Origin of the sequence: Pedobacter sp. B4-66 (assembly GCF_018492665.1) — a bacterium.
Taxonomy (GTDB): Bacteria; Bacteroidota; Bacteroidia; order Sphingobacteriales; family Sphingobacteriaceae; genus Pedobacter.
Window position 1 is genome coordinate 811,793 of record NZ_JAFVME010000003.1, and the last position, 13,271, is coordinate 825,063.

Genomic DNA, 13,271 nt, shown 5'->3' on the forward strand with positions numbered 1-13,271 from the left:
CATGGTAAATATGGAGGTTTGCGCCAATTCCGTAAGGTCTGCTCTTGCAGCTCAGGAAGGTGGCGCAATTAGGGTTGAGTTATGCGATAATTTACCTGAAGGCGGTACAACGCCAAGCTATGCTCAGATTGCATTAGCTAAAAAAACATTATCAATAAAGGTATATCCTATTATACGTCCACGTGGCGGCGATTTCTTGTACTCAGAGTTGGAGTTCAATTTAATGAAGGAAGATATAAAAATCTGTAAATCATTAAATTGCGATGGAGTAGTTATTGGCATTTTAAAGACCGATGGCAGTGTAGACAAGGGAAGATGTGCAGAGCTGATTGAAACAGCGAAACCAATGCCTGTAACTTTTCATAGGGCTTTTGACATGAGCAACGACCTTGAAAAGGCACTGGAGGATATTATTGAGTTGGGTTGCGAACGCATCCTTACATCAGGAGGAGAAGCTTCGGCACTTAAAGGCGCTGATGTACTTGCCAAGCTAATTAAACAAGCTGAAGGCAGAATCATTATTATGCCGGGCGCAGGTGTTTCAACAAATAATATTTCTGACATCATTAAAATAACAGGCGCTAAAGAATTTCATGCCTCTGCAAGGCGTGCTGTAAAGAGCGAAATGCAGTTCAGAAACCCCAGATTGAGCATGGGAAGCATAGCCGATGAGTTCAGTTACGATCTTACTGATAGTGAGACTGTAAAAAATTTAATTGAGCTAGCAAACAAACCTGCGGAATAATCCGCTCAAAACCTTATCTTTGCGCCACTGATGAAGCATATACGTAATTTTTGCATAATTGCACATATTGACCACGGAAAAAGCACCTTGGCTGACCGTTTGTTAGAATATACCGAGACGATTTCTCAACGCGAATCGCAGGCCCAGTTATTGGATAACATGGACCTTGAGCGCGAACGAGGCATTACTATTAAAAGTCATGCCATACAAATGAACTATAAGGTAGGTGATATTGAATACAATTTCAACCTGATTGATACACCTGGACACGTAGATTTTTCATATGAAGTTTCGCGTTCTATCGCAGCTTGCGAAGGTGCACTACTTATTGTTGATGCATCTCAGGGAATTCAGGCACAAACCATTTCAAACTTATATCTAGCTCTAGAGCACGATCTTGAAATTATTCCGATTTTAAATAAAATGGATTTACCTGGGGCAATGCCTGAGGAAGTAAAAGACCAGATTATTGATCTGATCGGCTGTAAACGTGAAGATATTATTCCTGCATCGGGTAAAACAGGTTTGGGTATCCCTGATATTATTCAAGCTATTGTAGACCGTGTTCCTGCTCCTGTTGGAGATCCTGAGGCACCTTTACAGGCATTGATTTTTGACTCTGTTTTTAATCCTTTTAGGGGAATTATTGCTTACTATAAAGTAATAAACGGTCAAATTAAAAAAGGTGATAAAGTTAAATTCATTAACACAGGTAAACAATATTTAGCTGATGAAGTTGGTATTTTAAAACTGGATATGTCGCCTCGTGCTGTAGTTAAAACCGGTGATGTGGGTTACATTATTTCCGGTATTAAAGAAGCTCGTGAGGTAAAAGTTGGTGATACAATTACTACTGTTGACAGGCCATCTTTAGAATCGATTCAGGGTTTTGAAGAGGTTAAACCAATGGTTTTCGCAGGTATTTATCCTGTTGATACTGATGAATTTGAGGAATTACGTGAGGCAATGCACAAGTTGCAATTGAATGATGCTTCTATAGTATTTGAGCCGGAAAGTTCTGCTGCCTTAGGTTTCGGTTTCCGTTGCGGTTTCTTAGGAATGCTGCACATGGAGATTATTCAGGAACGTTTAGAGCGTGAATTTGATATGACGGTTATTACAACCGTACCCAACGTATCATATGTTGCACATACTACCAAGGGTGAAGAAGTTATTGTAAACAATCCTTCAGATTTACCAGATCCAAGTAAATTGGATTCTGTTGAAGAACCATTTATCAAAGCAAACATCATTACTAAAGCCGAATTTGTTGGCCCGGTAATGTCACTTTGTATTCAGAAAAGAGGGATTATTGCAAATCAATCTTACCTGACTTCTGATCGTGTTGAGCTTGTTTTTGAGATGCCTATGGGAGAGATTGTTTTTGATTTTTATGATAAATTAAAAACGATTTCTAAAGGTTATGCTTCATTTGACTACCATCAGATTGGTTATCGTAAGTCTGATCTGGTAAGATTAGATATGTTATTAAATGATGAACCAGTTGATGCTTTATCTTCATTGATTCACCGTAGCAACGCTTACGATTTCGGTAAGAAAATTTGTGAAAAACTAAGAGAACTAATCCCTCGTCAACAATTTGAGATTAAAATACAAGCCTCTATCGGTGCAAAAGTTATTGCCCGTGAAACGCTTAGTGCCTTACGTAAGGATGTTACCGCAAAATGTTATGGTGGTGATATTTCTCGTAAACGCAAGCTCTTGGAAAAACAAAAACAAGGTAAAAAACGTATGCGCCAGGTAGGTAATGTGGAAATCCCGCAAACTGCATTTATGGCGGTATTGAAATTAGATTAAATTAGTATTTAGTAGGTAGTACTTAGAACTGATGCAGCTCAAATAATCATCTGATCTAAGTACTAAATACTCCTATAAAAACAGAATGAAATTACTTGACGGAAAATTTGTATCAGAGAAAATAAAACAGGAAATAGCAGTTGAAGCTGCAGACTTTTTAGCAACTAGTGGTAGAAAGCCTCATCTGGTAGCCATACTTGTAGGTAATGATGGTGGAAGTGAGACTTATGTTGCCAGTAAAATGAAAAACTGTGAAAAAGTTGGTTTCCAGTCTTCACTGATCAGATACGATGTTACTGTTACTGAAGAAGAATTATTACAAAAAGTTAAAGAAATTAATCAGGATGCTGGTGTTGACGGTTTAATAGTTCAACTTCCATTACCTAAACATATTGATCCTGAAAAGGTAACTGAAGCTATCGATCATCGTAAGGATGTGGATGGTTTTCACCCGATCAATTTAGGACGCATGATGCGTAATTTACCATGCTTCATTCCTGCTACGCCTTATGGCATCATGTTAATGTTGCAATCTTATGAAATAGATACAGTTGGTAAACATTGTGTAGTTGTAGGCAGAAGTAATATCGTTGGTAGCCCAATGAGTATTCTTATGGCTCGCAATGCAAATCCAGGAAACTGTACTGTGTCTCTTACCCATAGCAGAACTACTAACTTAAAAGAAATGTGTTTGCAGGCTGATATTATTATTGCTGCTATTGGCAAAAAGAATTTCATCACTGCTGATATGGTTAAAGCTGGTGCTATTATTATAGATGTAGGTATGAACAGAGAAACTTCTGAAACCACCAAATCGGGATACAAACTATACGGAGATGTTGATTTTGAGAACGTTGCTCCTGTATCGTCTTGGATTACTCCTGTACCGGGAGGTGTTGGCTTAATGACCATTGTTGGTTTATTAAAGAACACACTTGCTTCTGCTAAAAAAGAAATTTACGGATAATTAGTCTTGTGAGACTATTATCACACTAATATTGTCGTTGTCCTGAAATAAATCCAGGACAACGACAATATTAGTAATTAGCCCTTATTTTCCAAACAACTTTTTAATCCAACTTTCTTTAAAGCCTACATAAACCCCATCAGTTCTTGTTTCTAACGGGTAAATATCTATATAATCACCCTGCCCCTCACCTCCTCTTCCGTTTTCAAGGTTATATTCCCAACGGTGAATTGGACAAATGAGGTTTCCATTTTTACACCAACCTCCGCTTAAAATACCACCGGCATGCGGACAAGTATTTTGCACTACAAAAAGCTTTTCTTGATGTTTTACCAGGCAGAGCTTTTTACCTTCTACATTAATCTGCTTCACAAACTCCTCCTCGGGTATTTCTGTCTCTATTTTATGCCACTTCAAAATCGAACTCTAATTAAATTTCAAACAACTATTTTAAAATCAATGATTAAAATAATCATGATTTCTTCACAGATAGGTCATTTATATCTGCTCAATATACATATAATCTAATTTCCCTCGGATATTTATTTAACTTTGCAACCTTATATATGGCACATCAAATACCAGCAGACGGCACACTACTTCCTTTAATGGAAGAGTTTTACACGATACAAGGAGAAGGATTTAATACCGGTAAAGCAGCTTATTTTATTCGTTTAGGCGGTTGTGATGTGGGTTGCCACTGGTGTGATGTAAAAGAAAGCTGGGATGCAGAACTTCACCCACTTACTTCATCTGATGATATTGTTACCAAAGCGGATACATTTCCAGGAAAAGCTGTTGTGATTACCGGTGGCGAACCTCTGATTTATAATCTTGATTACCTTACTAAGCGTCTTCGTGAGAAAAACATATTGACTTTTATTGAGACTTCGGGCGCATACCCGCTATCTGGTGAATGGGATTGGATTTGTCTTTCACCAAAGAAATTTAAAGCACCAAGACCTGACATTACTCCTTTCGCAAATGAGCTTAAAGTAATTGTATTTAACAAAAGTGATTTTGAATGGGCAGAGAAATATGCAGAGACAGTTTCGGATACTTGTAAACTTTATCTGCAACCGGAATGGTCTAAATCAAAAGAGATTACTCCTTTGATTATTGATTATGTAATGGCCAATCCTAAATGGGAAATTTCTTTACAAACACATAAATATTTAAATATACCATAGGTTTTCTCGCTATTTCGCTATATTTAATATTCTCGTTAATATAAGCGTCAATGAAGAAAACGTTACTCTTATTCTTCTTATTCTTTATTACAATATATGCTGGTGCACAAACCAGCAGTGTGAAAAAGGCGCAAACGAACTTCGACAAAGCTCAGGATTTTTTAAAGCAGGACAACTATGACCTTGCTGTTTCTGCTTTACAGGAATCTGTAAAAAAAGATCCATCCTTTCAATTTGCCTTTGTTCAGCTTGGCGACATTAATCGCAGAACCAAAAAATTTGAGGCAGCTAAAACTGCTTATACAAGTGCTTTAAATCTTGGTGTAGAAAAAGCTGATCCCCGTTTATTTTATGGTTTAGCCGAATCCGAGTTAAACACCGGCGACTACTCTAATGCATTACAACATATCCAACTCTTTATTAAAAACTACAAAGGCAATGATAAAGATTTCACTAGTAAGGCCAACAAGTACCTTAAAGATTGTGAATTTGCTGTTTTAGCAATAAAATCTCCCCAAAAGTATGAACCCATTAATCTTGGAAAAGAAATAAATTCGAGTTACAGAGACTACTTTCCTTCTATTACTGCAGATGGAGAAAAGCTGATTTTTAGCAGAAATATAGATGGAAACGAGGATTTTTTCATCTCTCATAAGGTCAATAAAGAATGGACTACTCCTACTCCATTAAGTGACAAAATTAACACCTCAAAATTTAATGAAGGGGCCCAATCCATTTCTCCAGATGGATTATACTTGTTTTTTACTGGTTGTAATAGGCCCGATGGCTTAGGTAGATGCGATATATACGTTAGTCATAAAGAAGGTAATAACTGGGGTGAGCCTTTTAATCTTGGAGCTCCTTTAAACTCTCCATTCTGGGATTCGCAACCTGCAATTAGCCCTGATGGTACCACGCTGTATTTTGTAAGCAATAGACCAGGGGGCTTAGGTGGTTATGATATTTGGAAAAGCACATTAAAAGGTGATGGATATTGGGATACTCCTCAAAACCTTGGTCCTGAAATAAATACACCATACGATGAGCATACTCCATTTATACATCCTGATGGAAAAACGCTTTATTTCTCATCTGATGGATGGCCAGGATTAGGAAACAAGGATATTTTTTTAAGCAGATTAGATGATACAGGTCATTGGGGAAAGCCGGAAAACATGGGTTACCCGATTAATACGTTTAACGAGGAGACCGGCTTAATTGTAACTCCAGATGGCACAGAAGGTTTGTTTTCTTCTAACTTAAAGGGAGGATTTGGTGATATGGACATCTACCAATTCAAAATACCTGAAAACAAAAAGCCACTTCCAATTACTTATGTTAAAGGGATTGTAAAGGATAAAGAAACGGGGGCATTTTTGGAAGCACAGATTCAGATAGTGAATCTAAAAAATGAGAAAACAGAATACAACGACTATACTTCTAAAGAAACAGGAGGTTTCCTTGCCGTAATGCCAATTGGGGGAAATTATGCATTTAATGCTAGCTCTGATGGCTATCTGTTTCATTCTGAAAATTATGAATTAAACAATTCCTATACGAATAAACCCTTTCTGCTAGAGATTTTACTTGAAAAGCTAAAAGTAGGTACCAATGTAATCCTGAAAAACATATTCTTTAATACCGATCAGTATAATTTGCTACCTGCATCTGTTACTGAGCTAACGACTCTTGTTGATCTGCTAAAAAGCAACGCAAATATCAGTATCGAAATACAAGGGCACACCGATAATGTTGGAAATATAAAAGATAATGAAAAACTATCTATGCAACGTGCAAAAGCAGTTTATGATTATTTATTAGAAAATAAAATAGCAGCTGAGAGACTAACCTACAAGGGGTATGGCGAAACAAAACCTATCGCCCTTAACAATACTGATGAAAATAGAAAGCTAAATAGGAGAACCTCTTTTATAATAAGCAAGTTACAATAACTTCTTTAACCCATATAAAAATAAAAAAGCGGTTAAATAACCGCTTTTCTTACTCTTATTAGTTTTACCAAAAGATCTTCCAGCAAATCGAGATGCAACATATTAGCACCATCTGATTTTGCATTTGTAGGATCAGGGTGCGTTTCAATAAACAAACCATCTGCCCCTACTGCAATTGCAGCTTTAGCAATAGTTTCTATTAATGCTGGTTTACCACCTGTAACTCCACTGCTTTGATTTGGTTGCTGTAATGAATGCGTACAATCCATCACAACAGGCACTCCAAAAGATTGCATTTCAGGCAAGCCACGATAATCTACAATAAGATCCTGATATCCAAAAGTATTACCTCTATCTGTAAGGATTACTTTGTTATTGCCTGCTTCAACTATCTTTTCTACCGCAAACTTCATTGACCCAGCTGATAGAAACTGACCTTTTTTTACGTTTACAACTTTATTTGTTTTTGCCGCTGCAATTAGCAAATCAGTTTGTCTGCACAAAAAGGCCGGAATTTGCAATACATCTACATAAGCAGCAGCCATAGCGGCCTCAGCACTTTCATGAATATCTGTTACTGTTGGTACACCAAAAGTTTTGCTTACTTTCTCTAATATTTTAAGTGCCTTTTCGTCACCAATCCCTGTAAAGGAATCTCCTTTAGAACGGTTGGCTTTGCGGTAAGAACCCTTAAAAATATATGGTATCTGTAGCTTATCTGTTATTGTAACTATCTTCTCGGCTATTCTCATGGCGATTTCTTCACCTTCTATGGCGCAAGGTCCAGCCATTAAAAAGAAATTACCTGATTCCTGATTTTTTAAATTATCTAAAGGGAAATTGATCATTTTTGCTTTTATTGTTAATTACCTAGTTCTGACATGAATTTAATACGCATTAGCTGTATTTCTTCACGCGAATAATCTGCTTCTCCAAGCTCTTTTAACGCCTCATCTATAGAGTCGTTCTCTGCAGATTGAAAATAGTCAAATACTTCATCCTGACGGTCCTCATCTATCACCTCATCTACAAAGTAGCTTAGGTTTAGTTTAGTGCCAGAGTTTACAATTGCCTCAACCTCTTTAAGGATATCATCATAAGTGATACCTTTAGATTTAGCAATATCCTCAAGTCCAATTTTTCTATCTATGTTCTGAATAATAGAAACTTTCAGTTGAGATTTATTAGCCTGAGTTTTAATGATCAGGTCAATCGGGCGCTCAATATCATTATCTTCTACATACTTTTTGATGAGTTCAAGGAAAGATCCTCCGAACTTAAGTGCTTTACCATGGCCAACTCCGGAGATCTGCTTAAGCTCCTCCATTGAAATTGGATAATGGGTACACATTTCTTCAAGCGAAGGGTCTTGAAACACAACAAAAGGAGGTACATTCTTTTGCTTCGCTATTTTCTTTCTCAGATCTTTAAGCAATTGCAGTAATTGAGCATCTACTGCCCCAGTGCCATGCTTAACATCATCCTCATCATCATCTGCAGCACTTTCAATTGGCTCGTTTAGTACAAACTTAAGGGAGTATGGATTTTCAATAAAGCTCAATCCACCATTAGTTAATCCAAGCAAACCGTAATTGTCGATATCTTTAGATAGGAAGTTATTTAGAACAGCTTGTCGTATAAGCGATTTCCAATGGTTCTCGCCCTCTACAACTCCTAAACCAAATTCAGGAAGCTTACTATGTTCATAAGCAATTGTTTGTGCGGTTTCATTTCCTAAAATAATGCTCAATATATGTGCATCATCAAACTTCTCTCCTATTTTCTTTATCAGTTTTAACAGAACCAGCAATGATTCTTCTGCTTCAAATAGTTTTTTCGGTTTCTTGCAGTTATCACACATACAATTACAACCGGTTTCATTAAAGTTCTCTCCAAAGTAATGCAGGATTTGCTTTCGACGGCATACTCCAGATTCGGCGTAATCAATTACTTCCTTTAATATCTGAGTTCCTATTTCACGTTCAGATACAGGCTTGTCTTTCATGAACTTAGCAAGCTTATCTACATCCTTTTGAGCGTAAAAAGCAATACAAATTCCTTCACCACCATCACGTCCGGCTCTACCGGTTTCCTGGTAATAGCCCTCCATACTCTTAGGTATGTCGTGGTGGATTACGAAACGAACATCAGGTTTATCTATCCCCATACCAAAAGCAATGGTGGCTACAATAACCTCTGCATCCTCCATAAGGAACTTATCCTGTGTTTCGGCTCTAACCTTGGGTTCTAAGCCCGCATGATACGGGAGGGCTTTAATACCGTTAAGGTTCAAGGTTTCGGCAACCTCTTCCACCTTTTTACGACTAAGGCAATAAATAATACCCGATTTACCAGTATTATATTTTATGTACCTGATGATCTCTTTAATAACATCCCTCTTAGGCCTGATCTCATAAAATAAGTTTGGCCTGTTAAATGATGATTTAAACAAGGTGGCATCAGACATTTGCAGGTTCTTAATGATATCCTGCTGAACTTTAGGTGTTGCAGTTGCGGTTAAGGCTATAATTGGAATATCTTCACCCAGACCTTGTATCACCTGTCTTATCTTTCGGTACTCAGGTCTAAAATCATGTCCCCACTCAGAAATACAGTGAGCTTCATCAACCGCCACAAAAGAAATCTTAATCAATTTTAAGAAATCAATATTGTCTTGCTTAGAAAGTGACTCCGGGGCAACATATAACAATTTTGTTTGTCCGCTTAATAAATCACTTTTAACCTGAGTAATTTCAGCTTTATTTAAGGAAGAATTTAGAAAGTGCGCAATACTATCACTTCCTCCAAATGCCCTTAACTGATCCACCTGATTTTTCATCAGTGCAATTAATGGCGATATTACGATCGCAGTTCCCTCTTCCATCAAAGCTGGCAACTGATAGCAAATGGACTTCCCCCCACCCGTAGGCATTATAACAAACGTATTCCTTTTTTCAAGAATATTCGTGATGATAGACTCCTGATCACCTTTAAAATTATCAAAACCAAAAAAGGTTTGTAAGTTGTCAAACAACGACTTTTTCACATCCATTTCGTGTATAAAATATTCAGTGCTATTTTTACTTCAAAATAACATAATTTTGCACAAATTCAAAGCATCAATATACTAAATAATTCTGTTTGAAAAGTAAAAAATCTATTATCGACGACGCTGTTAGCACTTTACAGTTGGAAGCTCAGGCAATTTTAGGCTTAATTGAGAACATAAATGACGATTTTGTTAAGATTATTGACCTAATTATAGCCAGTGAAGGGCGTGTAATTGTAACTGGAATCGGCAAAAGCGCCATTATTGCGCAAAAGATTGTAGCAACTTTTAACTCAACAGGTACTCCGGCAATTTTTATGCATGCGGCAGATGCAGTACACGGAGACCTCGGAATGATCCAAAAAAACGACATTGTAATCTGCATATCTAAAAGCGGAAATACTCCTGAAATTAAAGTATTAACTCCGCTGCTTAAGCAGGCTGGAAACGTAATGATCGGCATGGTTGGTCAGCTGAATTCTGATTTAGCCATGCAGGCAGATTTTATATTGAACACATCAGTAGAAAAGGAAGCTTGTCCTCACAACCTTGCTCCTACAACAAGTACTACTGCACAGCTAGCTATGGGTGATGCATTGGCTATTGCTTTGTTAAATTCACGTAATTTTAATGAAGATGATTTTGCACGCTACCATCCTGGTGGAGCACTAGGTAAAAGGCTATACTTAAAAGCAGGAGATATTGCCCTGAAGAACGAGAAACCAAGTATTCATCCCTCTGCTTCTGTTAAAGATGTCATAATAGAAATTAGTCAAAACCGTTTGGGTGCCGTTGTTGTTATTGAAAGCAATGAGATTTTGGGGATAATTACTGATGGTGATATTCGTAGAATGTTAGAAAAACATTCTAATTTAGCCGACATTAAAGCGAGCGACTTAATGAACCCTAATCCAAAAAAGGTAGATAAGGAGATTTTAGCCATGACCGCTTTAGATATGATTAAAAACAATAACATTACGCAACTATTGGTTACTGATAACGGAACCTATTTTGGCATGATACATTTTCACGACCTTTTACAGGAAGGTATAATTTAAAAGATACTGTAACATCAGATATGAATAATAACAATTACGCTTTAATAATGGCTGGTGGGGTTGGAAGCCGTTTCTGGCCTGTTAGTAGAACAGAATATCCTAAGCAATTTATTGATTTTTTCGGTGTTGGTAAAACACTAATACAAAGTACATACGAACGTTTCTTAAAAATCTGTCCGCCAGAAAATATATTTGTAGTAACTAACGAAATATATACGCACATCATTAAGGAACAACTTCCTGATTTGAATGAAAATCAAATTCTGGCAGAACCTATTATGAGAAATACAGCTCCTTGTATCTCTTATGGATCAATGAAAATTGCTCAAATTAACCCAAATGCCACTATCGTAGTAGCGCCTTCTGATCATACTATTACTAATCAGGATGCTTTTATTGCGGCTATTGAACAATCTTTAAAGGCAGCATCTGAAAATAACTGCCTGATTACTTTGGGAATAAAACCGAGCAGACCTGATACCGGTTATGGCTATATACAATACACGGGAAATTCGTTAAAAACTGACGAACAAATTCATAAAGTAAAAATCTTTACTGAAAAACCCAATTTAGACCTGGCAAAATCCTTTGTTCAAAGCGGCGATTTTTTATGGAATGCGGGTATTTTTATCTGGTCAGCTAAATCTATCAATGAAGCCTTTTCTAAACATTTACCTGATATGTATGAGATATTTCATCAGGGAAATGGCTTATATAATACAACTAACGAAATTGAGTTTATCGGAAATGCATACTTGCAATGCACCAATATTTCTATCGATTTTGGCATTATGGAAAAGGCAGACAATGTTTACGTACTTCCTGCTGATTTTGGCTGGTCTGACCTTGGAACATGGGCTTCAATATATGACATTGCAGAGCACGATTATGTTGGCAATGCGGTAATTCCAGCAGAAAAAGTGATGATGTTCAACTCATCTAACTGTATGGTAAACGTTCCAAAAGACAAATTGGTTATCCTGCAAGATTTACACGACTACATTGTCGTTGAGTCAAACAATACACTATTAATTTGCCCGAGATCTGAGGAACAAAGCATAAAACAAATTGTTGCTGACGTTAAATCTAAATTCGGAACAAAATACATTTAACTTACTAAAGTATAATCTTTTAGCACATCCGGATCTGGCTTAAACCAAATCCGGATGTGTTGTTTTATTTACATCAATTTTACTGTTGCAATGTCTAATTTTTTATATGGAATTGATTTCGGGACAACCAATTCTGCCCTTTCAATTTATGATGAAGAGAAAAAGGAAATCATAAAAACCATTATTGTTCCCTCAATATTATATTTTCAGAGTGAACAAAGCTCTACTGAGCCACTTAAATATGTAGTTGGTGACCAAGCTATTTCAGAGTACATTAAGGATGGTATGAAAGGTCGATTCATGAAATCAATAAAACGTATTCTGCCAAGAAGTAGTTTTATTGAGACCAGGATCCATAACAAAAAATACAATGCTTCTGATCTTGTTACATTGATTTTAAAAGAATTAAAAGAAAAAGCAGATGAGATTATCGGTTATGATTGTAAAAAAGCAATCATTGGCCGCCCTGTTTTTTTTGATGATGACAATACCGCTAAAGATGCCCTTGCGCAAAAAAGGTTAAACAAAGCAGCTGAAAATGCCGGTTTTGAAGAGGTGAGATTCCAATTTGAACCAATAGGCGCTGCTTTTGCCTATGAGAAGACCATAACCAAAAAAGAAAAAGTATTGGTAGCAGATTTAGGCGGAGGAACAACTGACTTTACCTATTTGATACTTGACCCGGCCAAAGTTGGGGATAAAGACAGAAGAAACGATATTATTGCTACAGGTGGTATTTATATTGGTGGAGATAGCTTCGATTCGGCATTTATGTGGGACAAAGGAACCCCGCACTTTGGAAAACACACCTTATATGAGGCTGCCCCAGGAAAAATGCTAACTGTTCCTGTTTCCTTGTTTGCCAATATTTGTTCGTGGGAGCAAATGAACTTTTTTAATGGTATTAAGATTAAAAATGATCTTCAAAACTATTATCACTACTCTAAACAGGATAGAAAATTCAAGAACCTACTTACGCTTACTGATAACAATCTCGGATACTCCCTTTTCCAATCGGTTGAAAAAACTAAAGTAGAATTATCTTCACTCGAGGTTTCACAATTTAAATATTCAAAAATGGATATTGAAATTAACGATGAAATATCCATAGATCAATACAATGGCATTATCCAAAAGGATCTTAAAAAGATAAGTGCTTACCTGGATGATTTCCTTTTGAATAATCAAATAGCAATAGATGATATCGATAGTCTTTTCCTAACCGGAGGAACATCTATGGTTTCAGCAATTAAGGAACTCTTTAAAACAAAATTCCCAAATACACCAGTGCATTCGGGAGATAACTTTATTAGTGTAGCTAAAGGCTTAGCTTATAGCGGATATTTATTTGAAGAGCCTGTATTATAAGATCAGGCTCTT

At 36.7% G+C, this 13,271-nt stretch carries 11 protein-coding genes; 8 read left to right on the top strand and 3 right to left on the bottom strand.

Features of this window, described 5'->3' with window-relative positions:
- Position 1 precedes the first annotated feature (1 nt).
- From J1905_RS08085 to J1905_RS08095, 3 genes are all read left to right on the top strand, one after another.
- Complete coding sequence (locus J1905_RS08085; protein ID WP_214226764.1) at positions 2 to 745, top strand: copper homeostasis protein CutC; 744 nt, start codon at positions 2 to 4, stop codon at positions 743 to 745.
- 30 nt (positions 746 to 775) lie between these two features.
- Complete coding sequence (gene lepA / locus J1905_RS08090) at positions 776 to 2,563, top strand: translation elongation factor 4 (RefSeq protein ID WP_173089419.1); 1,788 nt, start codon at positions 776 to 778, stop codon at positions 2,561 to 2,563.
- An 85-nt stretch (positions 2,564 to 2,648) separates the two neighbouring features.
- A complete protein-coding gene (locus J1905_RS08095; protein WP_214226765.1) occupies positions 2,649 to 3,530 on the top strand; it encodes a bifunctional 5,10-methylenetetrahydrofolate dehydrogenase/5,10-methenyltetrahydrofolate cyclohydrolase in 882 nt (293 codons plus the stop codon).
- An 84-nt stretch (positions 3,531 to 3,614) separates the two neighbouring features.
- Here J1905_RS08095 and J1905_RS08100 read toward each other — a convergent pair whose 3' ends face one another.
- Positions 3,615 to 3,947, bottom strand: coding sequence for a Rieske (2Fe-2S) protein (locus J1905_RS08100; protein WP_250318034.1), 333 nt, complete (start codon positions 3,945 to 3,947; stop codon positions 3,615 to 3,617).
- 149 nt (positions 3,948 to 4,096) lie between these two features.
- On the opposite strand from J1905_RS08100, the gene J1905_RS08105 reads away from it, so the two are divergent.
- Together J1905_RS08105 and J1905_RS08110 are read left to right on the top strand one after the other, a co-directional pair.
- Positions 4,097 to 4,720, top strand: a complete 624-nt coding sequence (locus J1905_RS08105; protein WP_214226766.1) for a 7-carboxy-7-deazaguanine synthase QueE — start codon at positions 4,097 to 4,099, stop codon at positions 4,718 to 4,720.
- Positions 4,721 to 4,770: 50 nt separating this feature from the next.
- The gene (locus tag J1905_RS08110) at positions 4,771 to 6,672 is read left to right on the top strand and encodes an OmpA family protein (RefSeq protein ID WP_214226767.1); all 1,902 of its coding nucleotides are present in this window, start codon (positions 4,771 to 4,773) and stop codon (positions 6,670 to 6,672) included.
- A gap of 32 nt (positions 6,673 to 6,704) precedes the next feature.
- Here J1905_RS08110 and kdsA read toward each other — a convergent pair whose 3' ends face one another.
- Both kdsA and recQ read right to left on the bottom strand, forming a co-directional pair.
- Positions 6,705 to 7,520, bottom strand: coding sequence for a 3-deoxy-8-phosphooctulonate synthase (gene kdsA / locus J1905_RS08115; protein ID WP_214226768.1), 816 nt, complete (start codon positions 7,518 to 7,520; stop codon positions 6,705 to 6,707).
- A gap of 14 nt (positions 7,521 to 7,534) precedes the next feature.
- Positions 7,535 to 9,724, bottom strand: a complete 2,190-nt coding sequence (gene recQ, locus J1905_RS08120) for a DNA helicase RecQ (protein WP_214226769.1) — start codon at positions 9,722 to 9,724, stop codon at positions 7,535 to 7,537.
- Positions 9,725 to 9,813: 89 nt separating this feature from the next.
- Here recQ and J1905_RS08125 point away from each other — a divergent pair, with 89 nt between their 5' ends.
- The 3 genes from J1905_RS08125 (at position 9,814) to J1905_RS08135 (ending at position 13,259) form a co-directional block, all read left to right on the top strand.
- Positions 9,814 to 10,779, top strand: a complete 966-nt coding sequence (locus J1905_RS08125; RefSeq protein WP_214226770.1) for a KpsF/GutQ family sugar-phosphate isomerase — start codon at positions 9,814 to 9,816, stop codon at positions 10,777 to 10,779.
- Between the two features lie 20 nt (positions 10,780 to 10,799).
- Entirely contained in the window at positions 10,800 to 11,891 is a 1,092-nt protein-coding gene (locus J1905_RS08130; RefSeq protein WP_214226771.1) for a mannose-1-phosphate guanylyltransferase, read from the top strand.
- 90 nt (positions 11,892 to 11,981) lie between these two features.
- Positions 11,982 to 13,259 carry an Hsp70 family protein gene (locus tag J1905_RS08135; protein WP_214226772.1) on the top strand — a complete coding sequence of 426 codons (1,278 nt, stop codon included), beginning with the start codon at positions 11,982 to 11,984 and terminating at the stop codon, positions 13,257 to 13,259.
- Positions 13,260 to 13,271: the final 12 nt, after the last annotated feature.

Coding starts and splice junctions, on each gene's coding strand:
- J1905_RS08085 (WP_214226764.1), top strand. CDS start 2: ATGGTAAATATGGAGGTTTGCGCCAATTCCGTAAGGTCTGCTCTTGCA.
- lepA (WP_173089419.1), top strand. CDS start 776: ATGAAGCATATACGTAATTTTTGCATAATTGCACATATTGACCACGGA.
- J1905_RS08095 (WP_214226765.1), top strand. CDS start 2,649: ATGAAATTACTTGACGGAAAATTTGTATCAGAGAAAATAAAACAGGAA.
- J1905_RS08105 (WP_214226766.1), top strand. CDS start 4,097: ATGGCACATCAAATACCAGCAGACGGCACACTACTTCCTTTAATGGAA.
- J1905_RS08110 (WP_214226767.1), top strand. CDS start 4,771: ATGAAGAAAACGTTACTCTTATTCTTCTTATTCTTTATTACAATATAT.
- kdsA (WP_214226768.1), bottom strand. CDS start 7,520: ATGATCAATTTCCCTTTAGATAATTTAAAAAATCAGGAATCAGGTAAT.
- recQ (WP_214226769.1), bottom strand. CDS start 9,724: ATGGATGTGAAAAAGTCGTTGTTTGACAACTTACAAACCTTTTTTGGT.
- J1905_RS08130 (WP_214226771.1), top strand. CDS start 10,800: ATGAATAATAACAATTACGCTTTAATAATGGCTGGTGGGGTTGGAAGC.
- J1905_RS08135 (WP_214226772.1), top strand. CDS start 11,982: ATGTCTAATTTTTTATATGGAATTGATTTCGGGACAACCAATTCTGCC.